Raw genomic sequence first — 18,909 nt, forward strand, 5'->3', positions numbered from 1 at the left:
TCCCGAACCCGGAAGCTAAGCCTCACAGCGCCGATGGTACTGCAGGGGGGACCCTGTGGGAGAGTAGGACGCCGCCGAACAACCATTCCAGCGAAGCCCCCTGACAACACGTCAGGGGGCTTCGCTGCGTTCCGGGCCAGGAGCCGGGCGGCCGGCGCGAGGCGGTGGGCTGTGGGGAAGGTAAAGTCGCGGTACATCGTCCGTTCGTTCCAGGAGGCCCTCGGGTGGAGGTTCAGGAGACGCGAGTCCAGACCGACCGCGTGCTCACCATCCCCAACGTGCTGAGCATGGCTCGGCTCGTTGGTGTGCCCGTGTTCCTCTGGCTGGTGCTGTGGCCGGTGTTCGGGGGGCCGCACAATGACGGGTGGGCCATCCTGATCCTGATGGCCAGCGGGGTGAGCGACTACCTCGACGGGAAGCTCGCTCGTAGGTGGGGTCAGATCAGCAGGCTCGGGCAGTTGCTCGATCCGTTGGCGGACCGCCTGTTCGTGCTGTCGACCATTGTCGGGCTGACCTGGCGCCAGATCATGCCCTGGTGGCTGACCGTGCTGCTGTTGGGGCGCGAGGCGTTCATCGCGTCTCTGCTGCCGATCCTGCGGAAGCACGGCTATGGTCCGCCCGAGGTGAATTTCCTCGGCAAGGCGGCCACCTTCAATCTGATGTACGCCTTTCCGCTACTTCTGCTCACTACGAGGCATGACTGGCTCGGAAGTGTGGCATTCATCATCGGATGGGCGTTCGTTTGGTGGGGTACAACCCTCTATTGGTGGGCAGGGATCCTGTACGCGGTTCAGACCCGACGGCTGGTCCGGGCGGGTGCCGCGGCCGACTGACCCGGATGCCCCGGTGCGGGTGTCCCGTCCGAGGGTCCGTCGGAGGATGTGAGTCAGTCACGTCCACCAAGGCCACAAGGAGGAACCACCCGACATGAAGGCCGTTGTGATGGCCGGAGGCGAGGGCACGCGCCTCCGCCCTATGACCTCGAGTATGCCCAAGCCCCTGCTTCCGGTCGTGAACCGTCCGATCATGGAACATGTGCTCCGTCTGCTGAAGCGTCATGGGCTGACCGAGACCGTGGTGACCGTACAGTTTCTCGCCTCGCTGGTCCGGAACTACTTCGGGGACGGTGAAGAGCTTGGAATGACGCTCACCTATGCGAACGAGGAGACCCCGCTCGGTACCGCGGGAAGTGTCAAGAACGCAGAGGACGCGCTCAAGGACGACTCGTTCCTGGTCATCTCCGGTGATGCGCTGACGGACTTCGACCTCACCGAGCTGATGGAGTTCCACCGCTCCAAGGGCGCCCTGGTGACGGTCTGCCTGACCCGGGTGCCGAATCCGCTGGAGTTCGGGATCACCATCGTGGACGACGAGGGCCGGGTCGAGCGCTTCCTGGAGAAGCCGACCTGGGGCCAGGTCTTCTCGGACACGGTGAACACCGGGATCTATGTGATGGAGCCCGAGGTCTTCGACTATGTGGCGGCCGACACCTCCGTGGACTGGTCCGGTGACGTCTTTCCGCAGTTGCTCAAGGAGGGCAAGCCGATCTACGGCTTCGTCGCCGAGGGCTACTGGGAGGACGTGGGCACGCACGAGAGCTATATGAAGGCGCAGGCCGACGTCCTGGAGGGCAAGGTCGACGTCGACATCGACGGCTTCGAGATCTCACCGGGGGTCTGGGTCGCCGAGGGCGCGGAGGTGGACCCCGAGGCGATCCTGCGGGGCCCGCTGTATGTAGGGGACTACGCCAAGGTCGAGGCCGGCGTGGAACTGCGCGAGAATACGGTGCTGGGCAGGAATGTGGTGGTGAAGCGCGGGGCGTTCCTGCACCGGGCGATCATCCACGACAACGTCTACATCGGGCCGCAGAGCAATCTGCGCGGCTGCGTCATCGGCAAGAACACCGATGTGATGCGGGCGGCGCGGATCGACGACGGGGCGGTGATCGGGGACGAGTGCCTGATCGAGGAGGAGTCGATCATCGCGGGCCACGTCCGCGTGTACCCGTTCAAGACGATCGAGGCCGGGGCCGTGGTGAACACCTCGGTCATCTGGGAGTCCCGCGGCCAGGAGCACCTGTTCGGGGCGCGCGGCGTCTCCGGGATCATCAATGTGGAGATCACCCCCGAGCTCGCGGTGCGGCTGGCCGGCGCCTACGCCACCACACTGAAGAAGGGCGCGACGGTCACCATCGCCCGTGACCACTCGCGTGGCGCCCGTGCGCTGAAGCGGGCCATGATCTCGGCGCTGCAGGCCAGTGCGATCGACGTGCGCGACCTGGAGAACGTGCCGATGCCGGTGGCGCGGCAGCAGACCGCGCGAGGCAGCGCCGGCGGGATCATGCTGCGGACCACCCCGGGGGTGCCGGACTCGCTCGACATCCTGTTCTTCGACGAGCGCGGGGCGGACCTCTCGCAGGCCGGGCAGCGCAAGCTGGACCGGGTCTACGGACGCCAGGAGTACCGCAGGGCCTTCCCCGGTGAGATCGGCGACCTGACCTTCCCCAGCAGCGTGTTCGACTCCTATGCGGGCACCCTGCTGCGGGCCATCGACACCAGCGGGGTGCCGGAGGCGGCCCTCAAGGTGGTCATCGACGCCGCGCACGGCAGCGCGGGCCTGGTTCTGCCCAGCATCCTGGGCCGGCTCGGGATCGAGGCGCTGACCGTCAACCAGGGCATGGACGAGGCGCGGCCGACCGAGACCTCGGAGGAGCGCAGGGCCGGGCTGGTCCGGCTCGGCGAGCTGGTGGCCTCGTCCAGGGCGGCCTTCGGGGTGCGCTTCGACCCGGTGGGGGAGCGGGTCTCCTTCGTCGACGAGCGCGGCCATCTGATCGAGGACGACCGGGCGCTGCTGGTGTTCCTGGACCTGGTGGCGGCCGAGGGCCGCAGCGGCAAGGTGGCCCTGCCGGTCACCACCACCAGGATCGCCGAGCAGGTCGCGGCGTACCACGGCACCCAGGTGCTGTGGACCACGACCTCGCCCGACGACCTGACCCGGGCGGCCTCGGCGGACGGCACGATCTTCGGCGGTGACGGGCGCGGACGCTATGTCATCCCCGAGTTCAGCGGGATCTTCGACGGCGCGGCGGCCTTCGTCCGCCTGGTCGGCCTGGTGGCGCGGACGCAGCTGACGCTGAGCCAGATCGACGCGCGCATCCCCAAGGCGCATGTGCACCGCCGCGACCTGGCCACCCCCTGGTCGGCCAAGGGCATGGTGATGCGCTCGGTGGTCGAGGCGGCCGGAACCAGGGACGTCGACACCACCGACGGCGTGCGGGTGGTGGAGCCGGACGGGCGCTGGACCATGGTGGTCCCGGACCCGGCCGAGGCGGTCACCCACCTGTGGGCCGAGGGCCCCGACGACGCCTCCACCCAGGCGCTGCTGGACGAGTGGGGCGCGGTGGTCGAGGCCACCGACCACTCCTAGGGCCTGCCCGCCGGGTGCGTTCGGCGTGCGCGGCAAGGCTGTTGGGCCCGTCCCGGGGCTGGATCGTTTTGTCACGATCCGGTCCCGGGTTCGTCCCGTGGGACGCGAGTTGCGTCGGGGATCGTGATCCGACGTGCGACGATGTGGCCCATGTCGGACACCGGTGAGGACGATGGGGCGGAACGGGCGGCGCGCTACGCGCGGCCCGACGCGTCCATGTCGCTGCTGACCAGTGTCATGGAGCACAGCCTCGACGAGGGCTACGCCGAGGCGGCGCGCAGCCGGGGCCGGTACGGGACCAGCCGGATGCCGACCTCGCTGCGCGGCAGGCTCGCGCTGGCGGCCGGTCTGATGCTGCCGGCGCTGGTGCTCACCATCGGCGCGGTGCAGGTCAGGGCGTCCGCGCCGGTGGCCGCGCAGGAGCGGCAGGAGCTGGTGCAGCGGGTCGGCACGGCCCGGGCGAACGCCGACGCGGTGCAGCGGGAGGTCGACAGCCTGCGGAGCCAGATCAAGCAGCTGGGGCAGCAGTCGGGGTCGGCCGGTTCGGCGCAGCTGGAGCAGCTGCAGCTGGTGACCGGGCTCGGCGCGGCGCGCGGTCCGGGGCTGAAGATCGTCCTGGACGACGCGGCGGCGGCCGACACCGGGGGCGGGACCGATCCGCGGACCGCCTCGGGCTTCGGCAACGCCGGCCGGGTCAGGGACCGCGACGTCCAGCTGGTGGTGGACGCGCTCTGGCGCTCCGGCGCCGAGGGCGTCGCGATCAACGGGCAGCGGCTCACCTCGCTGTCCGCGATCAGGGCGGCCGGCGACGCGATACTCGTCGACAACCGTCCGCTGGTGCTGCCCTACACGGTGCTGGCGATCGGCGGCGGCCCGCTGGTGAGCGGGTTCCAGCAGGACGTCGACGGCGGGGTCTACCTGAACCAGCTCAAGATCGACTATGGCATTCAGTACCGCATGACCGCAGAGGACCGAGTCGACCTGCCGGCGGCTGCCAGGGGCAGCCTGCTGTACGCGGTGCCGGCCGGCAGGGGAGGAGCAACACCGTGATCGCCGTACTTGGCCTCGTTGTCGGGGTCGTCGTCGGGCTGGTGGTCCAGCCGGGCATTCCCGCCTCGATGGTGCCGTATCTGCCGATCGCCATCGTGGCGGCGCTGGACGCGGTCTTCGGGGGGATCAGGGCGATGCTCGACGGCATCTTCGACGACAAGGTCTTCGTCGTCTCCTTCCTCTCCAACGTGGTGGTGGCGGCGCTGATCGTGTTCCTCGGGGACCAGCTCGGCGTGGGCTCGCAGCTGTCGACCGGTGTGGTCGTGGTGCTGGGCATCCGGATCTTCTCCAACGCCGCCGCGATCCGGCGCCATGTGTTCCGTGCCTAGCCGGTGCACCCGGTGCTCGGGCCGGGCGGGACGGATGGCAGGATGATCGGCGCAGGTCGGGAGCGGCGGGAGCAGCAGGTGGGGCAGGACCGGGAAGCGGCGGGAGGCACGCCGGGGGGTGTGCGGCAGTCCGGCCGCCAGCGGCTGGGCGCCGCGCTGTGGCCGCCGCGGGTGTCCCGGGCGCAGCTGGTGGTCGCGCTGCTGCTGTTCTCGCTGGGGCTCGGTCTGGCGATCCAGGTGCGCTCCACCAACTCCGACACCCAGCTGCGCGGCGCGCGGCAGGAGGACCTGGTCCGGGTGCTGGACGAGGTCGACGCCCGGCAGCAGCGGCTCGACAGCGAGCGGCAGCAGCTGCAGCAGTCCCTGTCCACCCTGCAGAACAGCTCGCAGCAGGCCAAGGAGGCGCAGATCCAGACCCGCGACAAGGAGCAGCAGCTCGGCGTGCTGGCCGGGACGGTGGCGGCGACCGGGCCCGGCATCGTGCTGACCATCGAGGATCCCGGCGGCAAGGTGCAGGCCGATATGCTGCTCAACACGCTGGAGGAGTTGCGCGCGGCGGGGGCGGAGGCGGTGGAGATCAACGATGTGCGGGTGGTGGCCGGCACCTGGTTCTCCGACGCCGCGTCCGGCTCGGTGTCGATCAGCGGCAAGAGGGTCGCGCAGCCCTACCGCTTCACCGTGATCGGCAACTCGCACGACCTGGACACCGCGCTGGGGATTCCCGGCGGGGTGGTGCAGTCGGTGCGCCAGCTCAAGGCCTCGGCCACGGTGTCCCAGCAGAAGTCCTTGGCGGTGACCGCCTTGATCCCGCTGACCACGCCTGACTACGCTCACTCGGCGCAGCCGTGACCGGGCGCCGGGCCGCAGACGGTCCCGTCGACCGCAGTTCTCAACTATCGTCCATGATGGCTTCACCCTGCCTCCGGGCAGGCTCGTGTTCACGCAAGGGGAATCGTCCGTGAGTCTGTTCTCGAAGCTGTTCGGTCGGAAGTCCCCGCAGGGTGCCGTCGAGGCTCCCACCGCCCGCCACCGCAGGGCGGACGAGGAGCCTTGGGGGCAGCAGGGCCAGCAGGTGCCCGGAATGCGCGGGGCCGGCGACACCGAGACCTTCGCGACCGCGCAGGACCGCCCGCTGTACCGGGAGGACCCGCGACACGCCGAGGGCGGGGGTGCGGGACCCATAGCACCCGAGGCAGTACCCTCAACCTCAGGTGGAGGGTTCGGAACCGACCCCTATCCGCGACAGGAGGCCGCAGGCATGGCGGTGTGCACCCGGTGCGGGAGCAGCAATCCCGAGGCCAGCCGATTCTGCTCGCACTGCGGCGCGCCGCTGCGCGCGCACGGCCAGGCGGAGCGGCCCTCGGAGCAGACCTCGACCATCTCGATCTCCGGCATCGAGGCCTACGACCCGAACGTGGAGACCCAGGTCACCCCGGCGATCTCGCCGGAGGCCCAGGCCGCCGTGGACGCCCTGCCCCCGGGCTCGGCACTGCTGGTGGTCCGGCGCGGTCCCAACTCGGGCAGCAGGTTCCTGCTGGACACCGAGCTGACCACCGCCGGGCGCCACCCGGAGAGCGACATCTTCCTGGACGACATCACCGTGTCCCGGCGGCACGTCGAGTTCCGGCGCACGCCCACCGGCTTCGGCGTCGCCGACGTCGGCAGCCTGAACGGCACCTACGTCAACCGCGAGCGCATCGACGAGGTCCCGCTGAGCACCGGCGACGAGGTCCAGATCGGCAAGTACCGGCTGGTGTTCTTCGAAAGCCGCAGGGGGTACTGACAAACGGAGGGTGGTCCTGTGCAGGGCGACAACGGCAGTTTCGAGGCCGGTTCTGTCGAGGCGGGCAGGCAACTGCTCAGCATCGGTGCGGTACTCGGGGTCCTGCGGGACGAGTTCCCCGAGGTGACCATCTCCAAGATTCGCTTCCTGGAGGCGGAGCGACTCGTCGAGCCGCAGCGGACCCCCTCCGGCTACCGGAAGTTCAGCCGCGAGGACGTCTCCAGGCTCGGGTACGTGCTGCGGATGCAGCGCGACCACTACCTGCCGCTGCGGGTGATCAGGGAGCACCTGGACGCCATGGACGCCGGCGAGGCGCCCCCCGCGCTGCCGGGCGCCGAGCACCAGACGGCCTCCGAGCTGGAACCGGCCGGGCCGGCCGCCCGCGAGGCCTTCGTCCCCGGCCCGCGGCTGGGCCGGGCCGAGCTGCTGGCGGCGGCCGGGGTGGCCGAGCAGCAGCTCGCCGACTGGGAGTCCTACGGGCTGGTCGCGGCGACCCCCGACGGCGGCTTCGACCCGGAGATGCTGCAGGTCGCCCGGCTGGTCGCGGAGCTGGGCCGGTTCGGCCTCGAGCCCCGGCACCTGCGTGCGGTGAAGGCCGCCGCGGACCGGGAGGTCGGCCTGGTGGAGCAGATCGTCGCGCCGCTGCGGCGGCACCGCAATCCGCAGACCCGGGCCCACGCGGCGGCGCTCGCGCGCGAGCTGGCGACTCTCTCGGTGCGGCTGCACGCGGCGCTGGTGCAGGCCGGCCTGCGCGCCCGTCCGGGAGTCTGAGCCGTGAGAACTGGAGTATCCCGGCCCAGCGCCCTAGGGTTGCGGGTGTGAACGAGCTAGACGTCGTGGGTGTCAGGGTGGAGATGCCGTCGAACCAGCCGATCGTGCTCTTGCGCGAAGTCGGCGGCGACCGCTACCTCCCCATCTGGATCGGTCCGGGGGAGGCCACCGCGATCGCCTTCGCCCAGCAGGGCATGACCCCGGTCCGGCCGCTCACGCACGACCTCTTCCGGAACGTCCTGGAGGCGGTCGGGCAGCAGCTCACCGAGGTCCGGATCACCGATCTGCGGGAGGGCGTCTTCTACGCCGAGCTGGTCTTCGCCAGCGGCGTGGAGGTGAGCGCCAGGCCCTCCGACGCCATAGCGCTGGCGCTGCGGACGGGTGCGCCGATCTACGGCAGTGACGGGGTGCTCGACGAGGCCGGGATCGCCATCCCGGACGAGCAGGAGGACGAGGTCGAGCGGTTCCGGGAGTTCCTGGACCAGATCTCCCCGGAGGACTTCGGCAGCAGCAATCAGTAGCCGCTGCTCCGTGGGCCGAGCCCATCCGACACCGGGTACCCCCTGGCAGGGCACGCTAAACCACTCGTCAGGCTGACATCACCCGCCATGCCGAGCGTGGCGATCGTTGACGCGCCTCTGGCAACTGCCTAACGTCGGGTGTGGACGTCCGGAGTGCGCCACCCCGCCACTTCAAGCGACGCTTCCGTGAGACGAGTGGACGGAGGGCCGCGTGAGCAGCACCGGCGACAGCACGGCCGCAGGTGGCTCCTGCCCGATCCACCCCGGGCTTCGGGGCCCGCGGAGAGCGGCCAGACCGGCCCGGATCGGCTGGGAGGCGGTCCCCCCGGTGGTGCCGGGCCAGGTCGGCCCCGGCCCTGACGAGACCATCCCGGAGCTCCACGGCGAGCCCGAGGCGGACCCGGAGCTGATCGGCTACCGCGGCCCCACCGCCTGCGCGGCGGCCGCGATCACCTACCGCCAGTTGGACTACTGGGCCAGGACCGGACTGGTCGAGCCCACCGTGCGGGCGGCCCAGGGATCCGGCACCCAGCGGCTCTACGGGTTCACCGACGTGCTGCTGCTGAAGGTGGTCAAGCGGCTGCTGGACGCCGGGGTCTCGCTGCAGAGCATCCGGGCGACCGTGGTCCACCTCCGCGCCTGCGGTGACGCGGACCTGTCCGGGATCACGCTGATGAGCGACGGCGCCTCGGTCTACCAGTGCACCTCCCCGGACCAGCTGGTGGAGCTGCTGCAGGGCGGCCAGGGGGTCTTCGGCATCTCGCTGGGCGCCGTCTGGCGGGAGCTGGAGGCGGCCCTCGGACGGCTGCACGGGGAGCGGGTGGACACCGGCGAGACCCTGGTCGGCTTCGACCCCGCCGACGAACTCGCACGTCGGCGCAACCGCGCGGGCTGAATCGGCGTCCGCAGTCGTCAGAGCCCCAGGATGCGGCTCCGAGGACGAGGGGGCCGGGATGACGGCGTTGCTGCGCCGGACGGTGCGGGGTATCGGACGGGTGCCGGGCAGGCTGCGGGGCGCGCCGGGGAGGTGGACCAGGCGCCGGGCCGCCGCGCTGCGCACCCGCCGCGGGCAGCGCCGGGCGTTCCAGGCCGGGGTGGTGCTGACCGTGCTGGTGTCGCTGCCGCCGGCCTGGCTCTACGCCGCCGAGACCGGCCGGCTGCGGACCGTGGCCAGCGCCCCGAGCGCCCCGGTGGCGGTGGTCTTCGGCGCCGGCCTGGTGGACGGCAGGCCGTCCCCGTACCTGGCCGGGCGGCTGGACGCCGGTCTGGCGCTCTACCGGGCCGGGAAGGTGCGGGCGCTGCTGGTCACCGGGGACAACGGGCACGTCGGCTACGACGAGCCCGACGCCATGCGCAGCTACCTGCTCGGGCACGGGGTGCCCGCGGACCGGATCGTGCGGGACTACGCCGGGTTCGACACCTGGGACTCCTGCACCAGGGCGCACCGGATCTTCGGGGTGGACCGGGCGATCCTGGTCAGCCAGGGCTTCCACATCCGCCGGGCGGTCGCCCTGTGCGAGGCGGCCGGGATCGACTCCTACGGGGTCGGCGTGGACGAGCCGCACGACGCCACCTGGTACTACGGCGGGGTGCGGGAGCTGCCGGCGGCGGGGGAGGCGGCGCTGCAGGTGCTGTTCACCCCGGACCCGCACCTGCTCGGACCCAGGGTGAACACGCTGGCCAGGCTGGGCGCCACCGGCTGATTGTCGGTGCCGTGCGCGATGATCGGGGCATGCGGGACCTGCCGTCGATCCTCCACCTCGACATGGACGCCTTCTTCGCCTCGGTGGAGCAGGCGTCCAAGCCGAGCCTGCGCGGAAAGGCCGTGGTCGTGGGCGGTCTGGGCGGGCGCGGGGTGGTCGCCACGGCCTCCTACGAGGCGCGGGTCTTCGGGGTGCACTCGGCGATGCCGATGGCGCAGGCGCGGCGCCGCTGCCCCAACGCCGCCTTCCTGGTCCCCAGGTTCGAGCTCTACCGGCAGGTCAGCGACTTTGTGATGGGCCTGCTCCGGGAACTGTCCCCGCTGGTGGAGCCGCTCAGCCTGGACGAGGCCTTCGTGGACCTGGAGGCCGGCCCCTACGGCGAACTGCTGCGCGAGGGCGGCCCGGTGGCCGGGGCGGCGCTGGTCCGGGCACTGGCCGAGGACCTGCGGTCGGACATCCTGACCGAGGTCGGGTTGACCGCCTCGGTCGGCCTGTCCGGGACCAAGTTCCTCGCCAAGATCGCCTCCGAGCAGGCCAAGCCGGACGGCCTGGTGCTGATCGAACCGGGCCGGGAGCGCGAGATACTCGACCCGCTGCCGGTCCGGGCACTGCCCGGGGTCGGCCCGGCCACGGCGGAGACGCTGCGCCGGTTCGGGATCACCCGGGTCTCCCAGGTGGCCGCCACCTCCGAGGACGAGCTGGTGCGGCTGCTGGGCCGGGCGCACGGGGCCGGGGTGCACGCCCTGGCGCTGGGCGTGGACGAGCGGGCGGTGGTGGCCGAGCGGGACGCCAAGTCGGTCTCGGTGGAGGACACCTTCGAGGTCGACCTGGCCGACCGGGAGCGGATCAGAGGCGAGCTGGACCGGCTCTCCGAGCGCTGCGTACGGCGGCTGCGGGCGGCGGGGAGGTCGGGGAGGACCGTGGTGATCAAGGTGCGCCGGTTCGACTTCTCCACGCTGACCCGCTCGGAGACGCTGCCGGCCCCGACCGACGACCCGCTGGTGATCGCCGCGATGGCCCGGCGGCTGCTGGAACAGGTCGAACTGACGGGTGGTGTACGGCTGTTGGGGGTGGGTGTGTCCGGGCTTGCCGACTTCACCCAGGAGGACCTGTTCGCCCAGGCCCAGGCCCTGCGCGAGGCCGAGGAGGAGGCTTTCGCCGAGCTCGCCGCCGAGGCGGAGGGGGAAGCGGAGGCCGCGCTTGCGGAGGACGCCGGTGTCGCCGTGGACGGCCAGGCCGAGGAGGCGGCGTACGGGGGGCCGGACGGGCCGCGGGCGTTCCACCCCGGCAGCAGTGGCACGCCCGGGCGGCGGTGGTGGCCGGGCCAGGACGTCCGGCACGCCGAGCACGGGGCCGGCTGGGTGCAAGGCAGCGGGGTGGGCCGGGTGACCGTGCGCTTCGAACTGCCCTGGGCCGAGCCGGGCCGGGTCCGCACTTTTTCCGTGGACGACCCGGCGTTGGAACCGGCCGACCCGCCGACGATCGCCCGCGCCCGGGGCGGGGCCTGACGCCGTAACTGGCTGGGCGCGCAGTTCCCCGCGCTCCTGAACGTCTGCAACTGAGCCGGTTGCAGTCCGCCAGGGGCGCGGGGAACTGCGCGCCCAGCACACGGCCGGACAGACCCTAGGCGCCGATGGCGTGGCCCGGGAGGTCGGGGCGGGACGGCGGGGTGGACGGCGCGGCCGAGGGGGCCGACTGGGACGGCTGGCCGCTGCCGGGGACCGGGGTCGGGCCGGTGGGCCGGGTGCTGTCCTGGACCTGGATGTGCTCCCGGTGCAGCTCGTCCCTGATGACCTCCTCCTCGGTGAAGCGCTCGGTCACCAGGCGGATCCGCTCCACCGGCACGACCGCCTTGCGGACCACCACCCGCTGCTCGTGCAGGGTGACCTCTTCCATGCTCTCGGCGATGGCCTGGTCCGTCAGCTGGGCGCGCTCCTCCGCGCCGACCGGGACCCGCTCGACCCGGATCCGCTCGCGGATCACCGGCACCCGGCGCTCGACCTGCTCGGCCGTCACGTACTTGCGCAGCCGGGCCCGGCCGAGGACGCGCCACTCGGTGGAGATGTCCAGGCGCTCCTCGCGGCAGACGAACTCGATCGGCTCGGGGACCCCGGTCCGGCCGGGGTCGCCGATCGGCTGCTCCTGGCTCGGCGTCGGCGCGGGCGCGGTGGCGGCGGTGCCGGGAAGCGGCCCGGTGAGCGGGTCGTTGAGGGGGTCGGTCAGCGGGTCGGGACGCGGGGTGGCCTTGGCCAGCGACGGCGCGGTCGTTGCCGCGGCGGCTGCCGCGGCCGGGGCGCCCTGGGCAACGGTCGGCGCGCTCGGCGCGGAGGTCTGGGTCGCGGGCGCCATGAAGGCCGCGGTCCGGCTGGTGTCGGCGGTCTTGGCGGCGGGCGCCGCCGGGGCCGGGGGAGCGATCGGGGTGCTGCCGGTGCCCGTGGCCACCGCTGCGGAGGTCACCGCCGCCGTTCCCGCCACCGTCGCCGCCGCGGGCGCCGCCACGGTCGGCTGGGCGGCGGTGGTCTCGGCCGGGGAGCTGCTCCGGTCGGCCGCCCTGGCGGCAGCCGCCGCCGTCCCCGAGCCGCTGTCGGCGCCGTGCGGGACGTCGAGGCCGTAGTAGCGGTAGAGCTGGAGCTCCTGCTCGGGCGAGAGGTGCTGGCCCACGCCGAAGTCGGGGGAGTCCTTCACCTGGGACTTCTCAAAGGGCACCCGCAGTTCGTCGCTGATGAACTCACTGCTGGTCAGCGGGACGAAGGCGTCGCGGCCGAACAGCCCGGTACGGACGGCCGCCCACTCGGGGCGGCCGGTGGCGTCGTCGAGGTACACCTCGTCCACCGTGCCGATCTTGTCGCCGTTGCGGTCCACGGCCTTGTGGCCGATCAGGTCCCTGGGGTCGATATCGGTCTGCACGGCTCGATCCACTCCTCACGACGCATAGATGGTCAACTCATACGAAAAGGCACAAAGATCGATTTGTCGAGCGCCGGGGGCCGTGCGGGGTGTGTCGCTGGGCCGTTCGAGTGGGGGATCGGGACGCGCTGATAGTCTTGGCGGTGACCGGTCGAGCGTGCGCGGGAGAGTCCGTGCGCTGCTGCGGCGCCGAAGGAGCAACTCCTCCCCGGAATCTCTCAGGCATCCGTACCGCGCGCGCGAGGTCACTCTGGAAAGCAGGCTCCGTGCAGGCGGATCCTCACCGACGGTGAAAACCGGCTCCGGCCGGTGAAGCTCTCAGGTTCCATGACAGAGGGGGAGGTCGTCCCGGCACGCCCACTGTGCCACCCGGGTCCGACCAGGAGGCTCCCCCGCCATGACTTCCCCCTTCGACTCCGAGCTCTTCGAGCGACGGCATATCGGCCCCGACGCCGACTCCCAGGCGAAGATGCTGGCCCAGGTCGGCTACAGCAGCCTGGACGAACTGACCGCCGCCGCCGTCCCGGCCGCGATCCGCAGCCTGGAGGCCCTGGACCTGCCCGACGCCCGTTCGGAGGCGGAGGTGCTGGCCGAGCTGCGCGAGCTGGCCGGACGCAACCAGGTGCTGCGCCCGATGATCGGGCTCGGCTACCACGGGACCTTCACCCCGCCGGTGATCCTCCGCAATGTGCTGGAGAACTCCTCCTGGTACACCGCCTACACGCCGTACCAGCCGGAGATCTCGCAGGGCCGGCTCGAGGCGCTGATCAACTTCCAGACCGTGGTCTCCGACCTGACCGGGCTGCCCACCTCCGGCGCCTCGCTGCTGGACGAGGGCACCGCCGCGGCCGAGGCCGTCGCGCTGGCCCGCCGGGTCGGCAAGGTCAAGGGCGGGGTGTTCGTGATCGACGCCGACGCCCTGCCGCAGACCGTCGCGGTGATCGAGACCCGCGCGGTGCCGGCCGGCGTCGAGACCGTGGTCGCCGACCTCAGCCGGGGCATCCCGGCCGAGCTGGCCGAGCGCGGGGTCTTCGGCGTGCTGCTGCAGTACCCGGGTGCGTCCGGCGCGGTCCGCGACCTCGGGCCGGTGATCGAGCAGGCGCACGGCCTGGGCGCGATCGTCGCCGTCGCCGCCGACCTGCTGGCGCTGACCCTGCTCGCGTCCCCCGGCTCGCTCGGTGCGGACATCGCGATCGGCACCACCCAGCGCTTCGGCGTCCCGATGGGCTTCGGCGGACCGCACGCCGGCTACATGTCCGTCCGCGCCGAGTACGCCCGCAGCCTGCCGGGCCGGCTGGTCGGCGTCTCGGTGGACGCCGACGGCAACCGGGCCTACCGGCTGGCGCTGCAGACCCGTGAGCAGCACATCCGCCGGGAGAAGGCCACCAGCAACATCTGCACCGCGCAGGTGCTGCTCGCGGTGATGGCGTCCATGTACGCGGTCTACCACGGCCCGGACGGGCTGCGGGCGATCGCCGTCCGCACCCACCGCTACGCCTCGGTACTGGCCGAGGGGCTGCGCGCGGGCGGCGTGGAGGTCGTCCACGGCTCCTTCTTCGACACGGTGACCGCACGGGTGCCCGGACGCGCCGCCGAGGTGGTCGACGCGGCCCGGCTGACCGGCGTCAACCTGCGTCTGGTCGACGCCGACCTGGTCGGGATCTCCTGCGACGAGACCACCACCGGGGCCGACCTGGCCTCGGTCTGGACCGCCTTCGGCGTCCCGCACGGCGACCTGGAGGCGCTGGACGCGGCGGCGGGCGAGGCGCTGCCCGAGCCGCTGCGCCGCGCCGACGACTACCTGGCCCACCCGGTGTTCCACGCACACCGCTCCGAGACCGCGATGCTGCGCTACCTGCGCAAGCTCGCCGACAAGGACTACGCGCTGGACCGGGGCATGATCCCGCTCGGCTCCTGCACCATGAAGCTCAACGCGACCACCGAGATGGAGGCGATCACCTGGCCGGAGTTCGCCGGGATGCACCCCTTCGCGCCGGAGCAGCAGGCGGCCGGGTACCTGACCCTGATCCACGAGCTGGAGGACCGGCTCGCCGAGCTCACCGGCTACGACAAGGTCAGCCTCCAGCCCAACGCCGGTTCGCAGGGCGAGCTGGCCGGGCTGCTCGCGGTCCGCGCCTACCACCACGCCAACGGGGACGCCGAGCGCGACGTCTGCCTGATCCCCTCCTCCGCGCACGGCACCAATGCCGCGAGCGCGGTGATGGCCGGGATGCGGGTCGTGGTGGTGAAGACCCTGGTCGACGGCGACGTGGACATCGAGGACCTGCACGCCAAGATCGAGCAGCACCGGGACCGGCTGTCGGTGCTGATGGTCACCTACCCGTCCACCCACGGTGTGTTCGAGGAGAACATCGCCGACATCTGCGCCACCGTGCACGCGGCCGGCGGCCAGGTCTACGTGGACGGCGCCAACCTCAACGCCATGGTCGGCCTGGCCAAGCCGGGCGAGTTCGGCGGCGACGTGTCGCACCTGAACCTGCACAAGACCTTCTGCATCCCGCACGGCGGCGGCGGCCCCGGCGTCGGCCCGGTCGCGGTGCGGGCGCACCTCGCGCCGTACCTGCCGAACCACCCGCTGCAGCCCTCGGCCGGACCTGCCACCGGCGTCGGTCCGATCTCGGCCGCGCCCTGGGGCTCGGCCGCGATCCTGCCGATCTCCTGGTCGTACGTCCGGCTGATGGGCGGCGAGGGGCTGAAGCGGGCCACCCAGGTCGCGGTGCTCAGTGCCAACTACATCGCCAAGCGGCTCGCGCCGTACTACCCGGTGCTCTACACCGGCCCGGCCGGACTGGTCGCGCACGAGTGCATCATCGACCTGCGTCCGCTGGCCAAGTCGGCGGGGGTCAGCGTGGACGACGTGGCCAAGCGCCTGATCGACTACGGCTTCCACGCGCCGACCATGTCGTTCCCGGTGGCCGGCACGCTGATGATCGAGCCCACCGAGAGCGAGGACCTGGGCGAGATCGACCGCTTCTGCGAGGCGATGATCGCCATCCGCGGCGAGATCGACCGGGTCGGCGCGGGCGAGTGGCCGGCCGCCGACAACCCGCTGAGCAACGCCCCGCACACGGCCGCGCTGCTGGCCGGGGAGTGGGAGCACCCGTACAGCCGGGCCGAGGCGGTGTTCCCGGCCGGGGTGAACCCGGCGGAGAAGTACTGGCCGCCGGTGCGCCGGATCGACGGGGCCTACGGCGACCGCAACCTGGTCTGCTCCTGCCCGCCGCTGTCGGACTACGACGCGTAGTTGTTCCGCACAAGCTGTTCGGCACAAGGAGAAGGGGCCGCCACCGGAGCGTTCGGTGGCGGCCCCTCCGCTGGGGTGGCCGTTGCTCAGGCCGCGTGGACCAGGGTGCGGTTCGGGGCGATCACCCGACCGTCGGGGAGGATCTCTCCGGTGTCCTCGAACAGCAGGATGCCGTTGCAGAGCAGGCTCCAGCCCTGTTCGGGGTGGCTCGCCACGACGACAGCGGCTTCGCGGTCGGTGGAGTCGGCCGACGGGCACTCAGGACGGTGCTGGCACATAGCTCGTACCCTCGATTCAGAGTTGCAGATCACCGCGCGGTCCGCCTCGGAGGTGTGAACCGCCTGCTTCTGGGGTAGAGGCAGAGGCCGCCCGCGCTGGTTCCCAGTGTCGACCGATGGGGACGCTTCCGCAGCAGTTTGGTGACATGCGTCACCACTCTCTTGTACAGACCACCCGTTCGGGCCCCACCTTTCTGTCAGGGCATGACGAAGTGACCATGCCCGGCATGGTCACTTCGGGTGATGCCGCTCAGTGAGTAGCAGTCAGCAACTGTCCGTCACCGAGCGGGAGCAGCGACAGCAGCTCGTCCGCGTCGTGCGGAAGGTGCGAGGTGATCCCGAGCGGCGCGGGGGCCAGCGGAATCAGCAGGTCGGCGCTGTGTGACGGGTCGAGCACGGGGTGCAGCCAGAGCGCGGTCATGTAGTGCCCCGGGACCGAAAGCAGTCGCGGCAGGTACACGGTGGGTGACCCCGCGGTGTGCTGCTTGGCCTGCTGCAGCGCACGCAGCGTGGCCAGCGGGTAGGGCCCCTCGGCGAAGTGCGAGAAGGTCTGGCCCTCCGCGGTCTCCCGGGTGTCGGCGGCGGCGACGATCTCCTCCCCGTCGCGGATCAGGAAGCGCCAGCCGGTGCGCCGGGCGCCGGCCAGCGCCGTGGGCGCCGAGGCGCCGGCGGTCGGCAGCCCGGCCGGCGCCGGGGCGAACATGTGGACCGGGAGCGGGTGCGCCGGGGTGAGCACACCGGTCCTGCGCCGCATGCCCGCGGTGCGGACCGCGCGTACGGCGTTCGGGGAGTCGAGCGCGCCGATCACGGCGCGCAGGGCGGCGGCGGGGGGCTGGGGCATCGTCAGCGACATAGGGGGTTCGCCTCTCGGGGCAGAGACAGGCGGTGCGGGAACGTGCCGAGGAGCCGCCGACGGGGCGAGCGCCGGTGACCGGTGGCTGCTCACATGCTGTGGTTCACAGGCTTTGGTGCCGTACATGCGTACGTGACGTAGACGTAGGGGTGCCGGTCGATCAGGGCCCTTGCGGGTGGCCCGGTGCAACTCCTACCCGTGAGGGTGAGTCTATACGAACGGATGCGCGCCGTGACTCTTCTACTACCCAGCGTGTGCGACTGCAAGTGGCCTTCGGGAACGATTGTGTACGCAAGGCCGAGTTGGCACATGCCACCGCGGCGGGCTATCGATCTCGGCGGCTGGGCATGATGCCCACGCACAGGCACGGTGGGGCAGGGACGCGGTCGACCGAGGAGGACATGGCCCATGGGGGAGAAGGTCGCTGCCGGGAGCTCCGATCTGGCGGACCGCCAGCTCTACCGCAGAAAGCTCAGGCAGTGCCAGGAAGCACTCGAAGCCATGCTGGCCGAGCGGCGCTTCGACAGCCCCAGGGCGCTGATGGGCCTGGAGATCGAACTCAACCTGGCCGACGAGGAAGGGCATCCCGCGATGCTCAACCAGGAGGTGCTGGACTCGATCGCCAGCGGTGACTTCCAGACCGAGCTGGGCCGGTTCAACATCGAGGTCAACATCGCACCGCACCGGCTCGGCGGCCGGGTGCTGGAGACCTTGCGCGAGGAGATCGACACCGGGCTCCGCTACGCCGACCGCAAGGCCGCCGAGGTCGGCGCGAGGATCGTCACCGTCGGCATCCTGCCGACGCTGGCCGGCGAGCACGCCGTGCTGGACAACCTCTCCGAGGGCGCTCGCTACCGGCTGCTCAACGACCAGATTCTGGCGGCGCGCGGGGAGGACATGGTCCTCGACATCGAGGGGGTGGAGCGGCTCAGGTTCGACGCGGCGTCCATCGTCCCCGAGGCCGCCTGCACCTCGCTGCAACTGCACCTCCAGGTGACGCCGGGACGCTTCGCCGCGGTCTGGAACGCCGCCCAGGCGCTGACCGGGCCGCAACTCGCCCTGGGCGCGAACTCGCCCTTCCTGTTCGGGCACGAGCTGTGGCGGGAGACCCGTCCGATCCTGTTCGAGCAGGCCTGCGACACCCGCCCGGCCGAGCTGAAGGCCCAGGGGGTCCGGCCGATCACCTGGTTCGGCGAGCGCTGGATCGACTCGGTGACCGACCTGTTCGAGGAGAACCTGCGCTACTTCCCCTCGCTGCTGCCGATCTGCGACGACGAGGACCCGATGAAGGTGCTGGCGGCCGGGGGGATACCGACGCTGCGCGAGCTCAAGCTGCACAACGGCACCATCTACCGCTGGAACCGCCCGGTCTACGACGTCACGGACGGGGTGCCGCACCTGCGGGTGGAGAACCGCGCCCTGCCGGCCGGCCCGACCGTGGTCGACACCCTCGCCAACGCCGCCTTCTACTACGGCCTGGTCCGCGCCCTGGCCGACCAGGCCCGTCCGGTCTGGAACCGGCTGCCGTTCGCGCTCGCCGCGGAGAACTTCCACCTGGCGGCGCGGTACGGCCTGGACACCGAGCTGTGGTGGCCCCGGGCCGGACGCTTCGGGGCGCGCGGACCCGCGGTGCGCTCCGGCGGCGGGGTCTCCCGGGTCCCGGCGCGGGAGCTGGTGCTCGAGGAACTGCTGCCGCTGGCCCGTGCCGGACTGGACGCCTGGGGGGTGGAGCCGGTCGACCGGGACCACTACCTGGGCATCATCGAGCAGCGCTGCGTCCGCAACAGCAACGGGGCGTCCTGGCAGAGCGCGGTCTTCCACGACCTGCGGGACCGGCTCGGGCTGGACCGGCGAGCGGCGCTGCAGGGGATGACCCGGCGTTACATGGAGCTGATGCGGGACGGCGCGCCCGTCCACACCTGGCCGGTCCGCTGACACCGGCGGGCCGGCTGACTTCCGCGGTGCGCTGGGGCTCGCGGCACAGGGGGCTGTGCGATGATCGGCCGAATCGATCGTCGTGTGG

General features: G+C 71.8%; 16 protein-coding genes, 1 rRNA gene and 2 riboswitches. Of the genes, 14 read left to right on the plus strand and 3 right to left on the minus strand.

All coding sequences use genetic code 11. The features are described from left to right. From rrf to ACEZDG_RS17320, 12 genes are all read left to right on the plus strand, one after another. Positions 1–80, plus strand: a 5S ribosomal RNA gene (gene rrf, locus ACEZDG_RS17265); the annotation flags it as partial. Positions 81–224: 144 nt separating this feature from the next. Beyond that, the gene (locus ACEZDG_RS17270) at positions 225–833 is read left to right on the plus strand and encodes a CDP-alcohol phosphatidyltransferase family protein (RefSeq protein ID WP_380509846.1); all 609 of its coding nucleotides are present in this window, start codon (positions 225–227) and stop codon (positions 831–833) included. Between the two features lie 94 nt (positions 834–927). Further along, a complete protein-coding gene (locus ACEZDG_RS17275) occupies positions 928–3,426 on the plus strand; it encodes a sugar phosphate nucleotidyltransferase (protein WP_380509849.1) in 2,499 nt (832 codons plus the stop codon). A gap of 150 nt (positions 3,427–3,576) precedes the next feature. Beyond that, positions 3,577–4,476, plus strand: a complete 900-nt coding sequence (locus ACEZDG_RS17280) for a DUF881 domain-containing protein (protein ID WP_380509851.1) — start codon at positions 3,577–3,579, stop codon at positions 4,474–4,476. After that, complete coding sequence (locus ACEZDG_RS17285; RefSeq protein WP_380509854.1) at positions 4,473–4,805, plus strand: small basic family protein; 333 nt, start codon at positions 4,473–4,475, stop codon at positions 4,803–4,805. Before ACEZDG_RS17280 ends, ACEZDG_RS17285 begins: the two co-directional genes overlap by 4 nt. Before the next feature lie 42 nt (positions 4,806–4,847). After that, positions 4,848–5,654: a DUF881 domain-containing protein gene (locus ACEZDG_RS17290; protein WP_380509857.1), complete on the plus strand. Its 807-nt coding sequence runs from the start codon at positions 4,848–4,850 to the stop codon at positions 5,652–5,654. 409 nt (positions 5,655–6,063) lie between these two features. Next, positions 6,064–6,588, plus strand: a complete 525-nt coding sequence (locus tag ACEZDG_RS17295) for an FHA domain-containing protein (protein WP_380509860.1) — start codon at positions 6,064–6,066, stop codon at positions 6,586–6,588. Positions 6,589–6,606: 18 nt separating this feature from the next. Continuing rightward, positions 6,607–7,359 carry a transcriptional regulator FtsR gene (gene ftsR, locus ACEZDG_RS17300; protein ID WP_380509863.1) on the plus strand — a complete coding sequence of 251 codons (753 nt, stop codon included), beginning with the start codon at positions 6,607–6,609 and terminating at the stop codon, positions 7,357–7,359. A 47-nt stretch (positions 7,360–7,406) separates the two neighbouring features. Continuing rightward, entirely contained in the window at positions 7,407–7,880 is a 474-nt protein-coding gene (locus tag ACEZDG_RS17305) for a bifunctional nuclease family protein (RefSeq protein ID WP_370149843.1), read from the plus strand. Between the two features lie 211 nt (positions 7,881–8,091). Continuing rightward, positions 8,092–8,775 (plus strand): MerR family transcriptional regulator, encoded by a 684-nt coding sequence (locus ACEZDG_RS17310; protein WP_380509866.1) that lies wholly within the window; start codon positions 8,092–8,094, stop codon positions 8,773–8,775. Between the two features lie 58 nt (positions 8,776–8,833). Next, entirely contained in the window at positions 8,834–9,583 is a 750-nt protein-coding gene (locus tag ACEZDG_RS17315) for a SanA/YdcF family protein (protein ID WP_380509869.1), read from the plus strand. Between the two features lie 29 nt (positions 9,584–9,612). After that, complete coding sequence (locus ACEZDG_RS17320) at positions 9,613–11,091, plus strand: DNA polymerase IV (protein ID WP_380509872.1); 1,479 nt, start codon at positions 9,613–9,615, stop codon at positions 11,089–11,091. 115 nt (positions 11,092–11,206) lie between these two features. Here ACEZDG_RS17320 and ACEZDG_RS17325 read toward each other — a convergent pair whose 3' ends face one another. After that, positions 11,207–12,490 (minus strand): PRC and DUF2382 domain-containing protein, encoded by a 1,284-nt coding sequence (locus tag ACEZDG_RS17325; protein WP_380509875.1) that lies wholly within the window; start codon positions 12,488–12,490, stop codon positions 11,207–11,209. Between the two features lie 152 nt (positions 12,491–12,642). After that, positions 12,643–12,734, plus strand: a riboswitch (glycine riboswitch). Next, positions 12,735–12,834: riboswitch (glycine riboswitch) on the plus strand. 53 nt (positions 12,835–12,887) lie between these two features. Here ACEZDG_RS17325 and gcvP point away from each other — a divergent pair. Next, complete coding sequence (gene gcvP / locus ACEZDG_RS17330) at positions 12,888–15,755, plus strand: aminomethyl-transferring glycine dehydrogenase (RefSeq protein WP_380509878.1); 2,868 nt, start codon at positions 12,888–12,890, stop codon at positions 15,753–15,755. A gap of 86 nt (positions 15,756–15,841) precedes the next feature. Here gcvP and ACEZDG_RS17335 read toward each other — a convergent pair whose 3' ends face one another. Together ACEZDG_RS17335 and ACEZDG_RS17340 are read right to left on the minus strand one after the other, a co-directional pair. After that, complete coding sequence (locus ACEZDG_RS17335; protein WP_380509880.1) at positions 15,842–16,033, minus strand: DUF5999 family protein; 192 nt, start codon at positions 16,031–16,033, stop codon at positions 15,842–15,844. Positions 16,034–16,283: 250 nt separating this feature from the next. Beyond that, positions 16,284–16,874 (minus strand): hypothetical protein, encoded by a 591-nt coding sequence (locus ACEZDG_RS17340; protein ID WP_380509883.1) that lies wholly within the window; start codon positions 16,872–16,874, stop codon positions 16,284–16,286. A 420-nt stretch (positions 16,875–17,294) separates the two neighbouring features. On the opposite strand from ACEZDG_RS17340, the gene ACEZDG_RS17345 reads away from it, so the two are divergent. Next, complete coding sequence (locus ACEZDG_RS17345) at positions 17,295–18,821, plus strand: glutamate--cysteine ligase (RefSeq protein WP_380509886.1); 1,527 nt, start codon at positions 17,295–17,297, stop codon at positions 18,819–18,821. Positions 18,822–18,909: the final 88 nt, after the last annotated feature.

Source organism: Streptacidiphilus alkalitolerans (genome assembly GCF_042511045.1).
Classification (GTDB): domain Bacteria; phylum Actinomycetota; class Actinomycetes; order Streptomycetales; family Streptomycetaceae; genus Streptacidiphilus; species Streptacidiphilus alkalitolerans.

Excerpts from the sequence above, each read along its gene's own strand:
- ACEZDG_RS17275 (WP_380509849.1), top strand. The coding sequence starts at position 928 with ATGAAGGCCGTTGTGATGGCCGGAGGCGAGGGCACGCGCCTCCGCCCT.
- ACEZDG_RS17280 (WP_380509851.1), top strand. The coding sequence starts at position 3,577 with ATGTCGGACACCGGTGAGGACGATGGGGCGGAACGGGCGGCGCGCTAC.
- ACEZDG_RS17290 (WP_380509857.1), top strand. The coding sequence starts at position 4,848 with ATGATCGGCGCAGGTCGGGAGCGGCGGGAGCAGCAGGTGGGGCAGGAC.
- ACEZDG_RS17295 (WP_380509860.1), top strand. The coding sequence starts at position 6,064 with ATGGCGGTGTGCACCCGGTGCGGGAGCAGCAATCCCGAGGCCAGCCGA.
- ACEZDG_RS17315 (WP_380509869.1), top strand. The coding sequence starts at position 8,834 with ATGACGGCGTTGCTGCGCCGGACGGTGCGGGGTATCGGACGGGTGCCG.
- ACEZDG_RS17320 (WP_380509872.1), top strand. The coding sequence starts at position 9,613 with ATGCGGGACCTGCCGTCGATCCTCCACCTCGACATGGACGCCTTCTTC.
- gcvP (WP_380509878.1), top strand. The coding sequence starts at position 12,888 with ATGACTTCCCCCTTCGACTCCGAGCTCTTCGAGCGACGGCATATCGGC.
- ACEZDG_RS17335 (WP_380509880.1), bottom strand. The coding sequence starts at position 16,033 with ATGTGCCAGCACCGTCCTGAGTGCCCGTCGGCCGACTCCACCGACCGC.
- ACEZDG_RS17340 (WP_380509883.1), bottom strand. The coding sequence starts at position 16,874 with ATGCCCCAGCCCCCCGCCGCCGCCCTGCGCGCCGTGATCGGCGCGCTC.
- ACEZDG_RS17345 (WP_380509886.1), top strand. The coding sequence starts at position 17,295 with ATGGGGGAGAAGGTCGCTGCCGGGAGCTCCGATCTGGCGGACCGCCAG.